The sequence below is a fragment of the Sphaerospermopsis sp. FACHB-1194 genome (assembly GCF_014696235.1).
Lineage (GTDB): Bacteria > Cyanobacteriota > Cyanobacteriia > Cyanobacteriales > Nostocaceae > Sphaerospermopsis > Sphaerospermopsis kisseleviana.
Genome location: NZ_JACJPU010000069.1, coordinates 1 through 21,612 on the forward strand (window position 1 = coordinate 1; position 21,612 = coordinate 21,612).

Below are 21,612 nucleotides of genomic sequence, written 5' to 3' on the forward strand. Positions count from 1 at the left end.
GATCTAAACGCTGCAATTAATTTATCGCGTTTGGCTAAAGCGTGAAAGTCTACCGAGGGATAACTGCTCCCATGCTCCCGTTGAAGTAGAAAGTAAAGTCTAGTTTTGTCTAGGTTTTATATAGCAGAAAGTAATTCCCGGACAGTAATAGAGTCATCGACAATTAACACTGTCGGATCAATCTTCACCTCTGGAGCGTTACAGGAAGAGCCGTTCTTCGTTGCCAAGAGCCACCACCAATTTGTTTAGACATCTTACCTTGGAAGATGTCAATAATTTCTAAAACGTCGGCAATAGGCATAATGCGACCATCACCGAGAACTGTAGCACCAGCCACACCAATGGGTTTAGGTGCCGGTCCTTCAAATTGCTTAATGAAAATTTCCTGTTCACCCAACACTTGGTCAATCTGGATAGCGACCATTGTATTACCTGAGCGCAAAACAACCACAGAAATTGTGTCATCTTCTCGCGTGTTGCTATAGACGTTACCGCGAGCAATATGACGATTGAAAACCAAAATTTCCTGTAAAGTTCGGAAGGGTAGGACTGTTTCCCGCCACCAAATAAATGATTGTCCATCCGCATCTTTCTGAACATCTGTAACGGGTATATCTAATGTGTCTTCCACGCCATCCATTGGGAAAGCAATTCTTGACTTGTTGGAAATACAGCAGAGAGCTTTACAAATACTCAGGGTGAGTGGTAGGCGAATAGTAAAGGTAGTTCCTTTACCTAGTACCGAATCAGTGGTGACAGTACCACGAATTTCGTTAATATCAGTTTGAACTACGTTCATACCCACACCCCGACCTTTGATATCATCAACTTGATCGGCTGTGCTGAAATTGGGCAGAAACAAAAGTTCATAAGCTTCTTGGCGAGATATGGTTTTTGCTTCTTCTGGTGTAATCACACCTTTTTGCAGTGCCTTCTGTTTTACCTTTTCGTGATCAATACCGGCACCGTCATCACTGACAGCAATTACAGTTTGATTACCTTGGTGGAAAGCGCGGATCTTGATTGTTCCCACAGGTGATTTACCCGCAGCTGTGCGAACTTCTGGAGTTTCAATACCGTGAGAGATCGCATTATTGAGCATATGGGTGAGGGGATCTGTCAGATGATCCAAAATCATCTTGTCAACTAATGTATTTACCCCTTCTGTCATCAGTTCTACTTGTTTTCCATATTTGATGCCGTTATCCCGCACCTCTCGACGCAACCGATCAACAGATTGAGCAAAAGGCACCATTCGCGCTTTAGTTATTCCTTCTTGTAGTTGGCTGGTGACTTGGCGGAACTGTAGTGCTACTCGTTCAGTTTCTTCGGTAACAAAGTCAATGTCGCTGGCTGACTCCCGAACTCTCACAATGTATTCTATAGTTTCTTGAGCAAGTAGGTGAAATTCGGTAAACTCGTCCATTTCTTCGGAGGCAAAACCCCGATCATTGGAACTGTTGTAACCTTTTTCTCTGGCTCTGCGACTCTTCAATAGTGAAGCTTCCAAGAGCGATCGCTCGTATAATTCTTGCATTCTTGCGCCCACATCGGAAAGATGTTGAATTTGAATCAATAAGTTATCTAATGATTGTCGCAGACGCTCATGATCCTGTTCTAAGGTATTGCGATTAACCACCAACTCCCCAACTAAGTTGCTCATTTCATCCAGTTGCTTGACTGGAATTTTCATGCTTTCTTCTCGAACACGACGAGTAGCCTGACGTGGCACTTTGCTAGTATTTGAGTTTATCCCTCTTCCTGATGAGTTAATTGTTTGATCTGCTTCTTGAAGTAATTCCTCCAAATCTTTAAATTCATCTGGTATGTCTGAAGACACAGCTATATTTTTAGCTTTTGCAGCTACAGGTGAACTCGGTTTTGGTGGCGTTTGTGGTATCTCTGTTGCTGAAGCATTATCTGTACCCAGTAATGCTTCTAAAGCCGCAAAATCTGCGTCTGGAATGGAGTTTGGATTGGGTGTTTCTAATTCTTCTTCATCGAGTAATGCTTCTAACTCTGCAAATTCATCTACTGCATTTTCTGAAGTATTGAATACTTCTAATTCTGCCAGTTCATCTACTACATTTTCCGCAGTATTTGTGGTTGTGGTTTCTAACTTTAATCGTTGAGAATTTGCTGCTTCTAGTGTTAGAGGTAGCCTTAGAGGCGTTTGAGCAAATAAATCTGTTGTAATTTCTTCTTGTTCTAAAGCCAATTCTGGCAAATCAACATCTAAGGAAAGATCAATATCTATCCCCAGATTTTCACTTATATCCTGCTCTAATACCTCTGGCTGTTTTTCCTCACTAAGATTGCGATCATTGATCGCTGTCTTTGTGGTTTCCTGGTGATCTTCAATTGACTGAATTACTGTGATCTTCTCCCAGGAAAGTGATACATCCTCATTACTGTTGTCATCAAAACCAGCAAATATATCCAATTCCAAATCAGCATTTGTCTGAGCAGATGGAACGGTAAATTCTGCTATAAAATTCATTGCTGCTGGTTGTTGGGAAAAGCTATCAATTTCCGGCAATAACACCTGATTATTATCTGCTGTGGGAGAAGTGGAAGGAGAATTTTCTAAATCAGCAAATAAATCATCTCCACCAGATGTCAACCAGGAATCTCCTATCTCTTGTTGTTGGTTTTCAGTAAAATCAAAGTCTGCTAAATAAAAGTTGAGGTTAGATGACTGCTGACTATCAGCTACAGTTTCCCCAAAACCTGCAAATAAACTTTCTTCTAATTCCTTAGCCACATCCTGTTCTAATTCAGCAGCATTTAACTGTGCTGGTTCTGAATCCATTTCTGTCCAGAAGCTATTAAGATCATATTCAGGTGCAGCGGCAGAAATTGCTTCTTTTGTATTGAGATTTAAAGGCAATAAATCATCAATTTCTAAATCATTTGTTGTGGCTGTTGTATCTGCTTCAATTTCACCAAACAAATCTAAAGACAAACTTTCTGGTTGAGATTGTATCTGTTCTGATGTAGGTTCTTCAACAGTCAGTTCCTCTAGAAAATCAGTAGTTGTAGTTGTTAATAAGTCATCAAAACTGTTTTCTTCTACCGTGGATTCTGGTTGAGTTAATTTCTCTTGATCAAATGCTAATGGTGCATGATTTTCTGATTTCAAGATTACAGGAATATCACTATCTTCAACCTGAGTATCACCAGTTCTTAATTGATTGATGGTAGTGTCTGGTATTTGTTCTTGTTCCCATCTTTCAAAATCGGGAGACTCACCTTGAAATAAATCTTCTAGAGTATTGAACTCAGCAATGCCTACTTCTAGTCCATTTAAGTTAGTAAGATCACCACTGAAGTTGAGTATTTCGTCATCGTTTTCAGTGAACAAGGAATTGAGACTAAAAGCATTTACATCTGTGTCATCCCTAGCGATTTCTGGCAAACTATCAAAGTCTTGAATGCTTGTATCTGCTGCTATGTCAAATTCTTCTATTGGTTCAACAATTGCGCTGCTATCCAGTACATTATCTGTATGTAATTCTTGTATTTCTAGTGTATCGTTAGCATCTGTGATTGGCTGTGGTTTTTCCTCTGCCCAATTTAGTTCTAACAACTCCAGTTCTGGAATTAGCTCCAGTGCTTCTAATTCTTGACCAATGGTTATTTCTGCTTCTTTACCGTGAATAACTAATTCTTGAGCTTGTTTGATTTCGGTAATAATAATTTTGGCTAAAGTGAGATAACTATTATCAGGATTGGCGATCGCATTATTGGCAGATTGACACAATTTAGACCAATTAGGCAAATTAAATTTTTCACCAAGTTTAAATAATTGCTGACAGCATGACTGTAAATTTTCCCTAGATGAAGGTGTGCTGCTTTGTTTAAAAAGTTGCAGCATTTCCCGCAGGGATTGTAGGACTTGACTTTGAAAATCTGACCAATTATTTTGGCTGACTACTGGCGGTTTTTGGGTACTTACTGGAGGTACAACTTCCTGTTTTGGTGGTGGTGTCGGTGCAGATACAGCAATGGGGGTGTTAATATTTCCTGATTGTAAAAGTTTTTCTAGATGCTGATTTAGTTCTGCAAACAGCGGTTCAGTTTCGGACATCAAAGTATTTGCAGTTTCCTCTGACAGACCAAAGGGACTACCCAAATTATCCAACAAAGCTTTTAAAGTATCAGAGACACTCAGAAACAAAGACTCTAGTTTTTGGTCAACCTCAACTCGTTGCTCTTTAAGAACTTTAAAACTATCTTCCAGCCTGTGAGACGTATGCTGAATACTGGTCAATCCCAGCATAGCTGCCCCGCCTTTAATGGAGTGAGCAGCGCGGAAGACTTCGTTGATCATTTCTGGGTCATTAAGGGTTTCTTGTAGGTTCAGTAACCCCTGTTCAATGGTGTTCAGGTGGTCTCTGGCTTCTTCGATGAAGTAACCCAATATCCGTTGTTGTTGTTCCAGCTGCATAAACAAGGATGAAGAATAAAGGATGAACGATTAATGAGAAGAATTCAGGAGTCAGGAGTCGTAGGGGCGAAGTAGGAGCGAAGTAGGGGCGAAGCATTCGGAAAATAACCTGTGATAAAAATTAATAATTGTTCGCCCGAATGCTTCGCCCTTACAGGAAAATAACCTTTTCATCAAATTGATAATTGTTCGCCCGAATGCTTCGCCCTTACAGGAAAATAACCTGTGATAAAAATTAATAATTGTTCGCCCGAATGCTGATGCTTCCAGCACGCTTCGCGAACACCCGTACAGGAGTCAGGAGTCAGGAGTATTATCTTGCTCAGGAATTAACAGATTAGAGATTTTAGAAAACATATCAATTAGGATGTTCAAAGTCTTATTTATTCTGTATTTTGTATTCTGAATCCTGACCATTAATGCAGGAATAAGGCTGAATGTTGAATTTAGGATTTGGGATCTTGGATGAAAAAATCTCAAATCCAAAATTAAACACTCCCTTTACCTAGATTCAATAGTTTCCACTCGGAAGCTTTCCACAGAAGCGATCAAGTCGCGGGATACTCCCACCAAGTGTTGTAATGCTCCTGAAACTCGTTGTGCTTCTTGGGACGTTTCCTGGGCTGTGAGTTCCACTGATTGCATCACCTGAGCCACAGCCAGAGAAGTTTCCGTCTGTTCTACGGTATCAGCGGTAATTGAGCGCACCAGACTGTCGATATGACCAGCTACTTCGATAATGTCTTCTACCGATCGCTTGGCTTCTTCTGCCAGTTTTGTCCCTTGAATTACCTGTTGTGTACCTTCTTCCATCGCTGTCATTACAGAGCCTGTATCGCTCTGGATTTGCATGACGATTTGTTCAATTTCTTTCAAAGACTTGGCGGATTTGTCTGCTAACTGCCGCACTTCATCGGCAACAATTGCAAACCCCCGTCCGGCTTCTCCGGCTCTGGCAGCCTCAATACTGGCGTTAAGTGCTAATAGGTTAGTGCGAGAAGCAATCTGGGAAACCAAAGCAACGATAGAGTTAATTTCTTGCGAAGATTCCGCCAACCGTTTCACTTTTCGCGTAGTTTCTGCCACTGTTTCCCGAATTTCCAAAATCCCCGCTACGGTATTTTCTACCGCCTCTCCCCCCTTCACTGCGATCACGCTGGCATCACGGGCTACAACTTCTGCTTCTTTGGCGGCATCTGCTACCCGTTTAATTGATTCGGTCATGACCTGTACGGAATTAAGGGTGACAGCCAACTCTTCTGCTTGCCGCAAAGCATACCCTGATAAAGCTCTAGCAAAGGTTTCTGAGTTGGTTGAGCCTTTGGTTACTTCCCTCGCTGCCATTTTTACCTGTTTAACAATATCCCGCAGGTTTTGAATTGTCAGGTTAAAGGCATCAGCTACTGCTCCCAAGACATCGGCTGTCACCTCGGCTTGAACTGTCAAATCTCCTCTTGCTGCCCCTTCCACATCATCTAAGAGACGAATCACTTGGCGTTGCAAGTTTTCTTTGGCTTCTTCCTGTTCCACCGCTTTCCGTTGGGCTTCATTAGTGGTCATGAAAATTACCCGTGCCATATCATTAAAGCTGGTAGCTAGATACCCTAGTTCATCTTCTGAGTAGACGGTAGCCTGAGCATTGAGATTCCCTTCTCGCACAGCATCAAACTGAGCTTGCAAATCTTTGGTTGTGCGGCGAATTTGTTTGAGTGTCAGATTTCCCATGAAACCAGCTGTCATCCCACCTGCCAGTCCTGCGGCTAAAGCCATTGCCCAGCCTGTATTTCGCACTGACTCCCGTTGGTCTGGTGGAGAAAATGTGGTAGCTCCAAAACTGACCAAAGCTGCTACTACTGCGGATGTCAAACCCACTGTACTAGCGATATACCATTGCTTTTTATCTAAAGAGGCATTTTCAAAAAATCCGAATAGACCCTGTTCAACACTGACATTGGGTTCTAGTTTAGAAACTTCTGGTTGGGTAAAGACAGGAACTGCTTCTTGCGCTCCTGTAATTGTGAATAGTTCTTCATTTCTGTCAATATCGTCATCATCAACTGAATTCATGGAGAAATCTTGAGAAAAACTACTGTTAGCAGTATTCGACCTTTCTCTTGTTGGTGATGACACACTCATTTCTCGATACTCAGATTCTCCTGTGAGGTTAAAACTGGGAATACTGCCTAAATCATCAAATTCGTCAAAATCGCCCAGAAATTCCATATTGTTTGGGGAATTTTCTCCCTGCACATTTGGATTCTCTTCTTCATCAGTGGTAAAGCTTTCTGAACCAAAGGCAGACTCAAATGCCTCTAAATCGAAATGATCATCATCAAATTCATCTGCATGATATTTTGTATCCAAATTTATACCTTGCTCATCATCGGCAAAATTGTTGTTCACAGATGATGAAATTTGGGTACTTGTGTCAAGTTCAGGTTCAAATTCTTCTGATTTTTTTTCTCTCAAATGATTTGGTCGGTTCCAAAATGTATTTGCACTACTGTCTGGCAAATCATGTCTATTTAAATCATTATTGATTTCATGTTCTTCAATGACTACATTAATATTTTCCTGACTATTGTTGGCAACTTTCAAATTCTCCAGTTTCATATCTTCAAAGTCTGGTGAATCTTGTTCCAGCATTAATTCAGGCGCACTTGCCCAATTATTTTCACCTGATAAATTAATTTTTCCCAAAAATGGTGAGTTAGTCTCCGCTTCACTGGTTAGTGAAATTTCCTGTTCTGAATTTGCATCCAGATCCGTTAAATAACTATTTTCTACTGATGTTCCAATATTCTCTTCAGATGAAATACCTTCTTGCCAAAAAGGAGGTAACTCTAAATCTTTTGATGCTTCAGCATCATTGCTGGTTGCTCCTAACTCTGAAAATGGTTGATCTAAAGTTAGTGGCAACTCGGAATTTTCTAGTACTTCAGCATCATTGCTGGTTGCTCCTAACTCTGAAAATGGTTGATCCAATGCAAAAGGATCATGACCGAAATCTATTGAGTTATCTGGTAGCTTGTCAAGATTAATACTATCTAAATCACTTATAAAAGGATTACTCAAAGACATATCTTCAAGCGAGTCTTGAGATGCTTCATAGTCACCAAACGATTTCAAATCAAAGTTGGCGTTATCCAAGTCTCTCATAACTCCTAAATCTAGTAAATCTGCTTCATCCATTACCAGACCATTAGACTCCAGATGATTTCTCTGTTGATTAGTCTCAACGGTGGATTCATCTTCACCAAAGGCTTCAAAGTATTGTTTAATACTTTCTAGGTAGTTAGTTGCAGAACCTAAAATTTCTTGATCATCTGTCAAATGGAACACCTGCTCATATTCTGCTTGGGCAATGTCGAACTGCTGCAAAACATAGTAAATGTGACCCCGCAACAGATGAGAATTGGGTTCATCTGGTAAACTATGCACCGCTTGGTCTATTAAAGTAGCGGCTAATTTATAATTTCCTTCTGTATAGGCTGTTAGTGCCTGCTGATATTTTGAATTACGATCATCTATATTTGCTGCCATATCCTCCCTCCCGACTTCAACCTGCCCACCTAGCACTCCGCAAAATTGCTGTTTGATCAATCAATCTTAGATACTTATTATTTTCAGTATCTATCCATTCTCCCCTGAGAAAAGGAGCCATCGTATCTGGTACATTATTGGCTGGCATTAGATACTGTACATCAAGCCAACCCATACCACATATTTGTTCTACTCCTAAGCCTACTATTGTGTCTTGATCTTCAATAGCAATTACTGGTATCTCCGACCTATCCGTGTTTAATGGAGTGGCATCTCCCAGAAATTGACCTAAATCTGCTACCCAAATTAATCGACCTCGTAAATTTAGAGTACCCAAAAGCAGTGGAGAAGTATTAGGAATCGGGGTGATCCGATCAGGACTGAGTTCGATGACTTCCCTGATCCCAGTTGCCGGTAATGCAAACTCCTGTTGTGAAGGAATATAAAATCTTAAATGTAACTCGCCTTTTGGGTCTATGGCTTGTGCCACGTTAACGCTATCAGGACTTTCTAGTTGTAATTCTGGGCTAAATTGGTCTGGACTGCTGCCACTTAAAAAGTCTGGTTTGCTGACCATTTTGTTATCATCCTTATCCTCGCAGTAATTGTTTGACTGTTCCTACCAACTCAGTTGGTTGAAACGGTTTGGCTATATAAGCGTCTGCTCCTTGTCTCATTCCCCAGTAGCGATCAAATTCTTCTCCTTTGGAAGAACAGATGACTACGGGGACATTTTGGGTTTTGGGATCGGATTTTAACCGCCGACAAAGTTCGTACTTTGCCATTTTTGTGACCAAAGGCGTAATTTCTAAACTGGTGAGTTGGGGAACAAGTGCTGTCCCTAAATCGAAAATGAAACTGCCTTGGTGTAAGCTCAACAGATCAAACAGTGTCTCATGTACCAAGCCATAAATAATATTCCTATCTTGCCCAAATTGACACCCAACGACAACAACAATCCCAAGCACTGCAAAAGCTAGAAAGTGAGCAAGTCCTAAGTTGACAATTTCATAGACAAAACTATACTTATATTGACAAAAATCAATATATTTTTAGGAAAAAATCAACTACTTGATATATAATACGGTGATATCAAGTATTGAATTGAGACTATTGCCGACGCGAAAACCAAGCAATGATGGTGGTAGTCTTTTTCAGAAACTTAATTGGAACACAATCGCGTCTGGCTAAGGCGTGAAAGTCTACTGAGGGATAACTGCTCCCATGCTCCCGTTGAAGTAGAAAGTAAAGTCTAGTTTTGTCTAGGTTTTATATAGCAGATTCAGCAACTGAGTGCTGATATTGAAAGCAAGCAAGGGGAAATAGAACATCAAACCCATGAGTTAGAGTCTCAGCGTCAAGAAATTAAATCACTGGAAGCACAATTACTGAACTTGCAAACTACAACTGCTGAATGTTGGGGTAAGGTCAATCTTTATCAAGAAGCTTTACAACCTATTCAGGATTGTTTGGATGGTTTACGGGATAAGCTACAAGCTGTTTCTGAATCTGTAAATCATGTTCAAGAAAGTGGTGATTCTCAACTTCAGACTATTACCCAGATGCGTCAGACTATTAAAAGTTTGATTCCTCAATTGGATTTGTTAGCTTCTTAGAAAGGATGAGGATGAAAATCTCACTCATCCTTGCTTCTTGATTATACATATCCACTCACCTTGTACTTGAGCGATCGCTCCACCGGGAAAAGGATCAGTTTGAGAACGGTTGGGTGCTGTAATTAAAGCTGTGATTTTTTCAATGTGTTCAAAGTTGGGAGCATCAGGTAATATTTCCTGTAATACCTGACGCATCACCCGACGTTGCAAAGCTAGGGGTTGTTTTTTTAAAAGATGACGATTAAGTTGTAAATCTTCTTTCTCACCCTTTACTGAGGCTTCTAACCGCAATTGACGGGCTGTTTGTTCTAGATATTCTACCTCTGCTTGCAGTAGTTCTGCTGTTTGTGCTAGGTGAGATTCTACTTGGGGGTTGAAATTTTGCTTGAGATATGGTAAAAGTTCGTTACGTATGCGATTACGAGCATATTGTAAATTTTGATTTGTGGAATCTTCCCAAATTGGTAAATTAAAATCCTGACAAAATTGCTCAGTTTGGGTGCGAGTAACTTCTAAAAGTGGACGTACTAGGGTAATATTGTCAGTCATTGGACGTTGCCAAGTTAAAGCTTGTAAACCGTCAGCACCAGTACCGCGCATAAGGTTGTAGAGTAAAGTTTCCGCGCGATCGCTGGCTGTATGTCCAGTAATGATATATTGATAATTATATGTTTGGGCAATATTCGTTAAAACCTGATAACGCCAATTTCTAGCTGTAGCTTCACTATTAACAGGATTTATAGCTGTTTCTAAATAAAAAGGTATATTCCAAGTTTGTGCTAAATTTTGGACATGATCCGCATTAGCTGGAGAGTCAGAACGCCAACGATGATCACAATGGGCTATAGCTAGATTCCATCCCCATTTAGGTTGTAAATCTAATAATAATTTAATTAAGCACAAAGAATCTTGACCACCGGAAACTGCGACTAATAGATTTTGGTGACGCTCAAATAAATGACGAGCGCGGATAGTACGATGTATTTGGGCGTGGAGAGGAGTCCATAAGCTCATTTTTCTGTTGCTGCTAGTGCATGATTTTAGTTGACAAGGATAGATTGAAATTCATAAGTTTAATGATCACAAATTATAATAAATATTTAATCAAAGGTAAAAAGAGAAACCCACCAATTACACAGACGACAACTAAGAAAAACACTTTCCAGCCTAGCGTTAATATATTTACCATAGCTAGTAAAGTCAAGAAAACTAGATTGAGAGCAAAACTTAAAAAAACAATTGGTACAGGAAATAAAGTTGGCTTATTATCTGCTGCAATTTCTTTGATTTCCTGTAAAATTTCCTGAGTATTTCTTGGTCTGTCTCGTGGTTGATGCTCTATTAAATCATCAATTAAATCTTTAAATTCTTCAGAAATTTCTGGAGCTTCATCTCGCCATAATAACTTTGAAGTTCTTGGTTCTAGTTGCAAGTTTCCATTTCCAGGATAAATTCCAGTTAGTAAATGAACAAAAGTACGACCCAAAGAAAAAAAATCAGATTGATAAGTTACCCCTATGCCATTTTCTTGTTCTGGTGAACAATAACCAGGTGTGCCAATTTGTGTACCAGGAATAGTTTGCTTTTGAGTTTTTTGAGTAGCTTCTTTAACAATCCCAAAATCAATTAATACTAATTGACCATCAGGTTTTAACATAATGTTATCTGGCTTAATATCCCGATGTAAATAGTTTTGACTATGAACATGATCTAAAATATCAATTAGTTGTTTTAGCCATTCAATAGCTAGTTTGGTGTTAGGAATTTTTTGATTTTGTTTTAGCCATTCACCTAAATCCTGTCCAGCGATTTTCTCCATTACTAACCCATGTAAAATTTCCTGGGTGTGAATACAACGAAATTTGAGATAACCATCCACTTTCACCTTGGGAATTCCTGGATGATTTAATTTTTTCAATACATCATATTCTTGTTCAAAAAGTTCCACAACTTTCGGATTGCTAGAATTTCCGAACCTTAAAACCTTAATGACTTTATGATCACCCATTAAGCTATCTTCTACCTCAAAGGTCTTACCAAAATTCCCATCTCCTAATTCTTGAAGTACATGATAACGATTGCTAATAATATCTCCTGTTTCGATCATAATTATCTCTCCTTTCGGTTAATAAAATATGGGTTGATTTTAAGATTTTAGCATTATATATGGGAGCATCCCAAATGTGTAAATTTGTGTAAATTTATTTTGATCTAACGAACTTAAATGTTCCAAGGGACTGATATGATTGAACCGCAAAGGGCGCAAAGGACACAAAGGTAAGAGAGTTTAAGAGATTTTTTAGTGTTGCTGCTGTCATTTTTTCAAAATTGGGATGCTTCCTGATCTAGACACTTTAAATCTGATACATTATAGTTAATCGGTACAAACATAGCCCCATAGGTAGAACATTGAGTAGGTACAACACGGACTATTTGAGAAATATTTTCTTTCCTATCTCCATCCTGATCAAAAGAAATAGTACCCGAAGCACCTCCTATAACCTGTAGACTTCTTAAATGCTGCTGTATATCTAATCTTTGTTTTTGCAAAGAATCGTTGATATTTAGTTTTTCCAGAGCTTTTGTCAACACCAAAGTAGCATCATGAGACATGGCAGTTTGAGCATCTATCTTACCTGTTCCCCAAAGGTTTTGGGCTTTGGTAATAACCTCCTGATTAGGAGCAGTTAAAGAATGCCAAGGAATGAATATTAAAAGATTTTTGACAAGATTTCTGCGATTGAGTATTTGAGGATCATATAAAACCCACAGTCCTCCCATCGGTAATTGATTTTCATTAACATCAATGATACTTAAAGTATTTTTGAAAGAGAGAGAATTAACATGACCATCGGGAATAAGAATAAGTGCTTTAGCTCGTTGTTTTTTAACTTCATTTAATATCTTATTAGGAATAAAGTTAGGTTGAGATATATCTATTGCAATTATCTTATTTGCATCCAATTGCTTCCGAAATTCTTCCAAAGCAGATTTGCTATAAGTGCTACTTGGTGTGTAGAAAATAGCTACTTTTTCTTCCTTAGCTAATTTAGCTAATTGCCATTTTTTAATCAGTAGAGTAGTCTGAACTTTAACGCTATTAACAGTGCGAAAGAAAAAATTATCTGGATATGTATTACCAGCTAAAATATCTGATCGCAGAGCAGTAGAAGCAGGAGAAATAAAAACTATTTGATGCTTGTGATAAACTGGTAAAGCGGCTTTAGTGAGTTCAGAGGCATAATGTCCAATAACTGCAACTATGTCTTTTTTAGAGAGTATATCTTCAGCTAATTTATTCACAGTGTTTGGGTTATTTTTATCATTAACAATGATAATTTTTAGACCTGGATATTTAGGATTTTTGTTAAATTCTTCCTGAACTTGTGCAGCACCTCTTAACAGAGCTTTTGCTATACCTTCAGAGTTTCCATTAATAGGAACTGCCACAGCAATAGTGTAACTTTTTTCACTAGTGATTTTTTCCTGTTGCATCAATTTGGCATTATTAAGGTAGATCAAAATTTCCGGGTTATTTGGATCTGTATTTCTCTTTTGAGTAAAATAATTAACAGCTTTTTGCCAGTTACCTGCATGAAAATATGAAAATTTCTCTTGTGTAAATAAACTTTCCTCACCACAAGATAAATTGTCAGATAATTTAAAGTTGTTACACCAAGTATTATAAAAATAATAATTATATAACCCAATAAATAAATTATCTTGAGGATGAATAATCCAATATCCCCAAACAGTAAAACTTAATATCAAGATTAAAAATGTTATTTTAGCCCTGATGGTGTATTGACGGAAGTTTTTGCGGATTTTTTTCATGTAATCAACCTTTACAATCAGTTATAACGTCTTTTAATATATTTTTTAATTAAAGGATTCAGAACCCAAAGAATTTTACCTCCTGCTAATATATCAGCCTTTTCAAGCAAACGCACTTGCCATAAATTATCTATCGCTTGACTAATTTCTCCTTTAAAGGGGAAAATTTGAGATATTTGAGCAATTAATAGTGGTTCTGTCGCTATCGCTAATTGTTGCATAATTTGAATTTCTAAGTTTGTTAAATTAAAAAAAAGTTTATCAAGTAATCCCATGATCACATCAGGTATATAAATTGTTCCTTCCAAAAATTCATAAATTTGTCCATCGTGAATATTTTTAATTGGTTCAGAAGCCAGAATTAAAGCTAATGGATGTCCTTTGTATGTGTCAATTAGTTGTTCTATTCCTGAATTGACAATTCCCAAATCTGTCAATAGGTTTTTAGCATCTTGAATTTGTAAACCGCATAATGAAAGTTCCTTAATTTGTTGTCTATTGACAAATAAATTCATTACTCTTGGTCTTTGTATACTGGTAAAAACCAAGCAGCTATTATGTGCTAAATCTCCAATTTTTCTTAGTAATAAATCATAATTTTCCGGTAATTCACTATTTCCCATCACTCCTTCCCATTGATCAAATATTAATAAACAATGATGCTGATTTAATAAATTAATCAGATTTGTAATTCTTCTATTTATATTTGCTTCTGGATTATTTGTTGCCAAATAGCACTCTATATCAGTTAAAATTTCTGCTAAGGAAGGGGAATATTCAAGACTCTTCCAAATCACATAATCAAAATCATTTTTAACCTTTTCAACTAACTCCCTCACTAGCGCAGATTTACCAATCCCATTTATCCCCAAAACACCTACCACACGACAGTTTTCGGTAACTATCCATTTTTGTAAATCAGACAGTTCTTGTTGTCGTCCATAAAAATCACTTACATCTGGTGCTTCCAGCAAATTTATATGTGAATTTATCTGTGAATTTATCTGTGAATTTATCTGTGATATGTGCTTAGTGTTCTCTTCTGTGACAAGTTCTTTCTTTTCTTTTAAAAGTTCGTCTAGCACTAACCGACAATTTTTTTTATTTATATCTGTTCCTATGGTATCACCCAGTTTCTTGAATAATTGGGGACCTTTAATAATCATGATGGTACTGGGAGCATAATTGGGAATTTTCATCTTTTTGTATGGTTCACCGTGCAGAGAATATTCCAGAATTGCTTCTTCACAAGGATCTAAATCTAAATCTTGTTCTTTTTCGCGCTTTACCCAATCTTTAAATAGTTTGATTAACTCTTTCCCATCCATAGTCCAGTTTTCTTTCAAGCTCGTATTGTGGATTGTATCTTAATTTGCACTAACTTTATTAAATTTATTAACTTTATTAGTTTTATTAGTTTTATGAGCTTAAATACTGATAATTAGTTAGTGATGACAATTACATATAGTGATGAGATACTTTTTTGTGTAAGGACAAAAAAAGAGGTTGTTGTGGTTGCTCAATACTCATTCAGGAACTAAAGCTAGTTAGAACAAAGAGAAGTTTTACTGGTATCGTTGAAACTATAGTAGATCAGCAATATTGGGTAAATTTCTATACAATCTTCAGCACAAGATAATTTCGTTTTTTAGTTTGAAATCAAAGTTTACCTACACATGAAAAAAAACTGGTGTTATTTGCTATCTTTAATATCAGCTACTTTACTGACTACCTCTGTTCAAGCTGAGGAAGTTTCTAGGAAAGCCGCTGATCTCATGGCACAAAGTCCTTTATTACCTACTAACAAGCAGTCTAATTCATCTAATTTAGTAGCTCAGAATAGGGATGCTGATTTGTTTGATTCTAGTCAACCTGGAAGTAACTATTGGTATCTAAGTGGAAGTGTTGGTGGTGCTTTCCCAAATGATCTAAAAGCAGAAAACTCCGATCTCAGCGGTAGCTTAAACTTAGATTCTGCATTTCAATATAGCATAGCTGCTGGTTATCAGTGGAAAGATGCTCGCGCTGAACTAGAAGTTAGTAATGCTTCTTTTGGTGTTAATAAAGGTAATTTGAATAGTGACTCTTTTACAGCTACAGGTAATGTGAGTGCAACTACTGTACTGGTGAACGGCTACTATGATATCCCGACTGGCTCTAAATTTCGTCCCTACATTGGTGCTGGTATAGGTGTTGGTTTAATTAGCGGTAAGCTTGATGATATAGACCTTGGTATTGGCTCATCTTTTGCTTATCAAGGTAAAGTAGGTCTTCAATATGAAGTCGCCAAAAAAGGTAATGCTTTTGTTGAATTTAAATATTTGGGCATAAGCTCCTACAAAAATGATGCTGGTAGCGATATCAGCCCACCTAATTCCTATGGTGTGAGCGTTGGTTATCGACAAGGTTTTTAATCTTTAATTGCATATTGTAGGGTGCGTCTGATGCACTCTACAAACTTGATTCTATTCATTCAGTATATTTCAATTTTTCTCTTAAATCATCTAACGGTGAAGTTTCTTGATTTAATTTTGAATTATTATTCACAACTATTTCTTTGACTGTCGGTTCATCAGGTTCAAATTCTATGCAAACCCTGATTTTAACCTTTTTCCAACCATCACCAGGTCTGAGTACCTTTGCTTCCATACCTTCTGTAAACAGTTTTGCGTCTTGATCATCAGAACCTATATATTCTTTAATTACTTCTATTAATTCACTAGCTGTCATAGTTTTAGATACATCTAATCTGTCAAAATTTTCTGGATTCACAGAAATTACATCATTTTGGTTTAGCATTGCAAATTGATGACTCACAGATATTACCTTGAAATTCATCAAACCAAGTATATTAAAGAATATTATACGTTATAACTTCTCCTGAATTTTTCTTTGTATCTTTGCGCCTCTGCGCCTCTGCGTGAGATCAAAAAATATTCCCCCTCTCAACAGAAAGGAGGAATTAATGATCAAAACCTCAAAAGCTGAAAGCTGACTGCTGACAGCTAAAACTAGAAAAACCAACCGTAAGAATGTAAACCTTTACCCAAAAGATTCACACCTAAATAACAAATCCAAACTACAACAAAACCACCAGCAGCTAAAATTGCCGGTTTTCTACCTTGCCAACCGCGAGTAATTCTCGCATGAAGATAAGCAGCAAAAACTAACCAAGTAATTAAAGCCCAAGTTTCCTTTGGGTCCCAACTCCAATAAGAACCCCAAGCTTCATTAGCCCAAACACCACCGGCTATAATACCAATTGTGAGTAGGGGAAAACCCAAACCAATAACGCGATAACTAATATTATCTAGGGTTTCTGCTAGGGTAAGACGTTGAGGAGAAAGAATTTCCGCAGTAGCAACAGAGGTAATTTTTACCGCATCTAAAACAGCAGTACCATTCCCATTGTTATTACTTTCCAACCGGGAAAAACCATTATTTTCCGATGCAGGAGTTAGGGTTTCTGTGACTAATTCTTCAGCCTTGATAAGTTTGTAACCATTGGTGCGATAACCACCATTACCAAAAGAACTTCCTTGTAATTGAATGTTTTGGCCGCGAGTGACAATTAAGAAAGCGATCGCCAACAAAGAACCCACCATCAAAGCCGAATAACTCAACATCATCACACTGACGTGCATCATCAACCAATTCGACTTTAAAGCCGGTACTAAAGGTTCAGAAACCTGCATTTCTGAAGGTAAGGTTAAAGTAGCAAAAGCTGTAATTCCCATCGCTACAGGAGCAGTTACAACCCCCACTAACTTGCTACGACTCGTATTTTCAGCAATGAGATGGACAGCAGTAATTCCCCAAGTGAGGAAAAATAGAGACTCATAAAGATTGCTGAGAGGGAAATAACCAGCTTCAATCCATCTTGCCCCTAAAAGAGTAGCAATACACAAATTAGCGATCGCCATTCCAGCCGTCCCCAAAGCCGCAGTCACCGATAAACTCGGAAAAGCCGCCCCCACCCAATACACCAGCATAGTGCAGAACAAAACAGCAAAGGAGGCATTATCTAGCCAGTTCTGGAGTACAACCAGATTCATAAACAATTCTCTCCAGTAAATCAGTGATCAGTTATCAGTTATCAGTTATTTAACCCAAGTTGCTAGTTAAGAATAGGAGTCGTAGGGGCGAAGCATTCGGCCGACCAATGATCGATCAATTTTTGTCACAGCCTATTTTCCTGTAAGGGCGAAGCATTCGTCCGACCAATGATCAATTTTATGAAAAGGCTATTTTCCGAATGCCTGTCTGCCGACAGGCAGGCTTCGCCCCTACTTCGCCCCTACTTCGCCCGTACAGGAGTCAGGATAAAGAATCAATTATGATGGTATTCCCTGGTTTTTTCCTGTATATTTCTCCTTTTCACTTCTATTTGAGAGCCTTTCTTGCATAACTAGCAACTTACGTTAGTTATCAGTTCCAGTTAGAGAATTAATTTAACTCAAACTCTGATACTTTGTACTGAAAGCATTCCAACTATCCTGATTTGATCCTATCTAGTTTTGGTGATAGTTGATAGTTGATAGTTGACAGTTGATAGTTGACAGTTGATTGGGAAACATAAAATTGATTACCCAGTCCCCAGTCCCCAGTCCCCAGTCCCCAGTCCCCAGTCCCCAGTCCCCAGTCCCCAGTCCCCAGTCCCCAGTCCCCAGTCCCCAGTCCCCAGTCCCCAGTCACCTATCACCCTTTTTCAGTTCCAGAAAAATGTCATATTGTTGACTACGATTATCTTTGACAGCAGTTGTCACCCCAACAGTGTGTATTGCTGCTAGTAATGCTTGTTGACTGGGAGATGCAGTATTGAAAGTAAAACTTTTAACCGCCCGTTCCATATCTAAGAAAAATTGTCCTTTGGGTGGATTAAGTTCAGAGGGAACTGTTTGTTGAAAAGGGCGAGTGCTGGCTAGTGTGTTGTTGGGTTTAGGAACAATTGTATCACTGACAGGAGCGCCCAAAACGAAGAAAAGCACATCTTCATCTAACCAACCATGAGTAGCAGTTAAAGTCCCAAAAGGTGAAATCCAGTTCACAACAGGTTTACCCGCCACAGTACCAGGCTCGACTTTAAACTGATATTGATTTTTCACTACTTCATCGAGATTTTGTAAAGCAGTTTCCGCAGATTGGCGTAAATTTCCCTGAGCATCACTAGCCTTAATCATAAACACTAAACCAGCCCGAAAATTATCAGGTGCTGCATCTTTTGGCGTATTAGGAATTACAGCAACTGAAAATTCCCCTTTCATCCAACTGAGTAAATCTTTTTCTAAATCCAAATTTGTCAAAGATTTTACACTCTGTCGCAGTTTTTCCGGCTTGATAGGTGACAAAGGATTTCCTTTAGAAGTAGAAACATAGTCTGTCCACAAACGCTGTAAGTTACTGCCAGTCAACATCATTAAAGTTTCGCTGGGAAGGCGATTTTGCATACTGCCAGCTTTATTTTCTACTGCCAGCACGCGCTTACTATTGGGGTTTAACCAAGAAACCCCCTTTAACCTAATTCCTTGTGGTTCTAAGGTAATATTTCCCGCCACACCTTGGTTATTTTGAAGTTGCGTCAGTACCTGAGCGGGTAAACGTCGATTAGGAGCCGCTGCTGCTATTTTGGCAGCTATTGGTACATTGATATAAAATTGAGCAAAAGGTTTATAACTGCTTGTTTTTGAGAAGTTTGTGGCAAAGCCTTCTAATGTTGCCAAAGAAGCTTGATTTTTATAGGCATCAATTGTTCTTTCTGTGGTTTTAGCATTATCTGTAATCACGATAAAATGCTGATCTATTAATGCAGCCGAAAGCTTTTGTCCAGCTTGTTCTTGGGTTTGTTTAATCGTGATGCCTTGATAAGTGCGCTCAATCCATTTACCTTGTTTCAATGATTTAGGTTGTGCCAAAATACTTTTGGCAGTTTCGGGATTTTTGATTGGTAAAATCATCACCATTGACTGTTCATAAATCTCAGCATCAGTGGCTACTTGTTTAGATGTTTTATTCTCTAATGAAGGAGCTAAAACAGCGATCGTAACTTCATCCCCTACCCAGGGTTGAATATCTTTCTCGAAGTTATAACCATTGTTAGTTAACAAGCGTTGTTGCAACTTGATTAAATTTTTATCCAGTGCTTTTTGAGTTTCTGGTGTCCCAAACTCCCTTAACTTTTTCCATTGTTGAGTATCTGTTGTCAAGGAAACTGCAAACAAAGCATCTTGAGGAATAATATTTGCACCCACTGGCAAATTTCTAGATAATGGTTGTCCTTGGGTGAAAAACCAATATGCAGCACTTCCAGCACCAATCAATAACCCAGCAGTTGACAGGGTTACGATTAAAGACGGTTTCTTTTTTTTCTTGATCACACTAGACACAATAGGTAGTGCCATTACAAGTTATACCTATAAATAATTGCGAACAAATTACTGATTTGATGTTTTGAATCAAACCAAGCTCATTTAATCTCGCTCAGATTCCCCACTTCTTGAAGAATTAGGGAATCTTATTGTTAACGAGAAGAAAAACAGTAAGTTATTGTTGATAGATATTTTATTGAACTTGTTTTGTCAAATTCCCAATGGAATCTTGTTGAAATTAATTTGCATCTTGAGTGAGATGTCATTCCAATACGGTGGGATAGTTATCCTAATTCAATCATTACTACCACTCAACTGTGTCTGACCTAAATATTTAGTTAAATAAGGCGAAAAAACTTCATAAATTAAGGTGAGTGGTTGTCCATGATGCCAAAACAAATAATGGCGACCCCAAAATGGTCCAGCTTGCTCAAATCCTAACTCTAAGGCTTCTGAGTAACCACAATAAATTCCGCGAATATCTCTATACAATTCTGTACGGATACGGGCTAAACTTGCCCAAATTGGTAAAGACCGATTTTGCAAAAATTCATCTACATGACTCGCTTCCCACCAAGAAGTAGCATAACCCAATCTTTTACCGGAAGCAGTCCGCAGCCATACCTGTCGCCGCAGTCTTGGACCTGGTACGGCTTCAATTAAGCTAGGGGCGTTATCTGAAATATTGCCAATTAAAGACATATCTATTACGTCTACTTCTGTGGGTTCACAAGTGAGTAATTGTAAATGTCTGGTTGGAGAACCATCACCTAAAAGTAGTAATTGCCAAGCAGGTGCTAACTGAGTGTGAGGTAAACCTTTTTGAATTTCCTCTCCTTCACCTTGCCAAATAGGTTTTAAACGATGCCAAGCGGTTGGCAGTGTAGTGGTTGTGGGCGTAACTATAGTAGTCAATTTTATTTACAAAACTTCACCTATCTCTATAAAAGCACAATCAGAGAATTATGTCAGTTGCGTAAATCCTGATTTCAGCATATACAATATGGAAAAAAGACTGAATTAAATACGATATTTTATGATTAACCTAGAAAATATTCACCCACTCACAGACTTCAAACGCAACGTCAAACAGTTTATCGAACACATCAAAGCTACAAAATCTCCTCTCGTTCTCACTGTTAACGGTAAAGCAGAAATTGTCATTCAAGATGTGGCTAGTTTTCAACAAACTCAAGAACGTTTACAGCTTGCAGAGTCAGAATTGCAAAAGCTAAAGTTTGAAGCATTGAAACGGGATGTAGCTTTAGGTGCGGAACAGTTAAAAAATGGAGAATACAGCGAATATAACGATGAGTCTTTACCCCATTTGCTGGAAAAGATTAAAGCAAGAGGACAGGATCAGCTAGGTAAATAAAGAGTTACATGAATAGCTACAGACTTTCCAAACTAGCTGAACAAGATTTAGAAGATATATGGGTTTATATTGCCCAAAATAATCAAATCGCAGTAGATACAGAAATCGCTAAAATTCTCAATTGCTTCCCAAAGTTAGCTAAATTTCCTGGCATGGGTAGAAGCAGAGATGATTTGTTGCCAGAACTCAGAAGCTTTCCTGTTAAACCGTACATCGTATTTTACACAAAAATTGATGATGGGATTGAGCTTGTCCTAAGTTGACAATTTACTAGACAAACCTATATAAATGTATACAAAAATACAAGTATTTGACGTATACATGGAATAAGTTGACTAAAAAATTAGGCAAAATGTGTCAGAATTAAATAATAAAGTATAGTGTTGACATCAGCAAATGCTTTTATCCATCAAAACACAACTCAAGTTA

Annotated in this window: 17 protein-coding genes; 5 read left to right on the top strand and 12 right to left on the bottom strand. The window is 38.2% G+C overall.

Annotated elements, in window-relative coordinates; translation table 11 throughout:
* Window positions 1–184 precede the first annotated feature (184 nt).
* The 4 genes from H6F45_RS24300 to H6F45_RS27400 all read right to left on the bottom strand — a co-directional run bounded on the left by H6F45_RS24300 (window position 185) and on the right by H6F45_RS27400 (window position 8,961).
* Window positions 185–4,450 carry a chemotaxis protein CheA gene (locus tag H6F45_RS24300; RefSeq protein ID WP_242052717.1) on the bottom strand — a complete coding sequence of 1,422 codons (4,266 nt, stop codon included), beginning with the start codon at window positions 4,448–4,450 and terminating at the stop codon, window positions 185–187.
* Window positions 4,451–4,951: 501 nt separating this feature from the next.
* Entirely contained in the window at window positions 4,952–7,993 is a 3,042-nt protein-coding gene (locus H6F45_RS24305; RefSeq protein WP_190348632.1) for a methyl-accepting chemotaxis protein, read from the bottom strand.
* 16 nt (window positions 7,994–8,009) lie between these two features.
* On the bottom strand, window positions 8,010–8,570 hold the full coding sequence (locus H6F45_RS24310) for a chemotaxis protein CheW (RefSeq protein WP_096568170.1): 561 nt from the start codon (window positions 8,568–8,570) through the stop codon (window positions 8,010–8,012).
* A 13-nt stretch (window positions 8,571–8,583) separates the two neighbouring features.
* Complete coding sequence (locus H6F45_RS27400; RefSeq protein ID WP_307722535.1) at window positions 8,584–8,961, bottom strand: response regulator; 378 nt, start codon at window positions 8,959–8,961, stop codon at window positions 8,584–8,586.
* A gap of 426 nt (window positions 8,962–9,387) precedes the next feature.
* On the opposite strand from H6F45_RS27400, the gene H6F45_RS24320 reads away from it, so the two are divergent.
* Window positions 9,388–9,609, top strand: a complete 222-nt coding sequence (locus H6F45_RS24320) for a hypothetical protein (RefSeq protein ID WP_190348633.1) — start codon at window positions 9,388–9,390, stop codon at window positions 9,607–9,609.
* Window positions 9,610–9,633: 24 nt separating this feature from the next.
* Here H6F45_RS24320 and tilS read toward each other — a convergent pair whose 3' ends face one another.
* The 4 genes from tilS to H6F45_RS24340 all read right to left on the bottom strand — a co-directional run bounded on the left by tilS (window position 9,634) and on the right by H6F45_RS24340 (window position 14,771).
* The gene (gene tilS, locus H6F45_RS24325; protein ID WP_096568172.1) at window positions 9,634–10,623 is read right to left on the bottom strand and encodes a tRNA lysidine(34) synthetase TilS; all 990 of its coding nucleotides are present in this window, start codon (window positions 10,621–10,623) and stop codon (window positions 9,634–9,636) included.
* Between the two features lie 73 nt (window positions 10,624–10,696).
* The gene (locus H6F45_RS24330) at window positions 10,697–11,716 is read right to left on the bottom strand and encodes a serine/threonine-protein kinase (RefSeq protein WP_190348634.1); all 1,020 of its coding nucleotides are present in this window, start codon (window positions 11,714–11,716) and stop codon (window positions 10,697–10,699) included.
* A 215-nt stretch (window positions 11,717–11,931) separates the two neighbouring features.
* Window positions 11,932–13,443 carry an ABC transporter substrate-binding protein gene (locus H6F45_RS24335; protein WP_190348635.1) on the bottom strand — a complete coding sequence of 504 codons (1,512 nt, stop codon included), beginning with the start codon at window positions 13,441–13,443 and terminating at the stop codon, window positions 11,932–11,934.
* 17 nt (window positions 13,444–13,460) lie between these two features.
* A complete protein-coding gene (locus H6F45_RS24340) occupies window positions 13,461–14,771 on the bottom strand; it encodes an NB-ARC domain-containing protein (RefSeq protein ID WP_190348636.1) in 1,311 nt (436 codons plus the stop codon).
* 369 nt (window positions 14,772–15,140) lie between these two features.
* On the opposite strand from H6F45_RS24340, the gene H6F45_RS24345 reads away from it, so the two are divergent.
* Window positions 15,141–15,857 carry an OmpW family outer membrane protein gene (locus tag H6F45_RS24345; RefSeq protein ID WP_242052718.1) on the top strand — a complete coding sequence of 239 codons (717 nt, stop codon included), beginning with the start codon at window positions 15,141–15,143 and terminating at the stop codon, window positions 15,855–15,857.
* A gap of 55 nt (window positions 15,858–15,912) precedes the next feature.
* Here H6F45_RS24345 and H6F45_RS24350 read toward each other — a convergent pair whose 3' ends face one another.
* Together H6F45_RS24350 and ccsB are read right to left on the bottom strand one after the other, a co-directional pair.
* Complete coding sequence (locus H6F45_RS24350) at window positions 15,913–16,260, bottom strand: KGK domain-containing protein (RefSeq protein WP_190348637.1); 348 nt, start codon at window positions 16,258–16,260, stop codon at window positions 15,913–15,915.
* A gap of 194 nt (window positions 16,261–16,454) precedes the next feature.
* Window positions 16,455–17,498: a c-type cytochrome biogenesis protein CcsB gene (gene ccsB, locus H6F45_RS24355; RefSeq protein WP_096568184.1), complete on the bottom strand. Its 1,044-nt coding sequence runs from the start codon at window positions 17,496–17,498 to the stop codon at window positions 16,455–16,457.
* A gap of 511 nt (window positions 17,499–18,009) precedes the next feature.
* On the opposite strand from ccsB, the gene H6F45_RS24360 reads away from it, so the two are divergent.
* Entirely contained in the window at window positions 18,010–18,180 is a 171-nt protein-coding gene (locus H6F45_RS24360) for a hypothetical protein (RefSeq protein WP_190348638.1), read from the top strand.
* On the opposite strand, the gene H6F45_RS24365 is transcribed toward H6F45_RS24360, so the two are convergent.
* Window positions 18,135–19,841, bottom strand: coding sequence for a DUF3352 domain-containing protein (locus tag H6F45_RS24365; protein WP_190348639.1), 1,707 nt, complete (start codon window positions 19,839–19,841; stop codon window positions 18,135–18,137). The two genes, H6F45_RS24360 and H6F45_RS24365, sit on opposite strands and share 46 nt — an antisense overlap.
* A gap of 261 nt (window positions 19,842–20,102) precedes the next feature.
* Window positions 20,103–20,723, bottom strand: coding sequence for a chorismate lyase (locus tag H6F45_RS24370; protein ID WP_096568188.1), 621 nt, complete (start codon window positions 20,721–20,723; stop codon window positions 20,103–20,105).
* A 121-nt stretch (window positions 20,724–20,844) separates the two neighbouring features.
* Here H6F45_RS24370 and H6F45_RS24375 point away from each other — a divergent pair, with 121 nt between their 5' ends.
* Together H6F45_RS24375 and H6F45_RS24380 are read left to right on the top strand one after the other, a co-directional pair.
* Complete coding sequence (locus H6F45_RS24375; RefSeq protein ID WP_096568190.1) at window positions 20,845–21,183, top strand: type II toxin-antitoxin system Phd/YefM family antitoxin; 339 nt, start codon at window positions 20,845–20,847, stop codon at window positions 21,181–21,183.
* Between the two features lie 8 nt (window positions 21,184–21,191).
* A complete protein-coding gene (locus H6F45_RS24380; protein WP_190348640.1) occupies window positions 21,192–21,446 on the top strand; it encodes a type II toxin-antitoxin system RelE/ParE family toxin in 255 nt (84 codons plus the stop codon).
* Window positions 21,447–21,612: the final 166 nt, after the last annotated feature.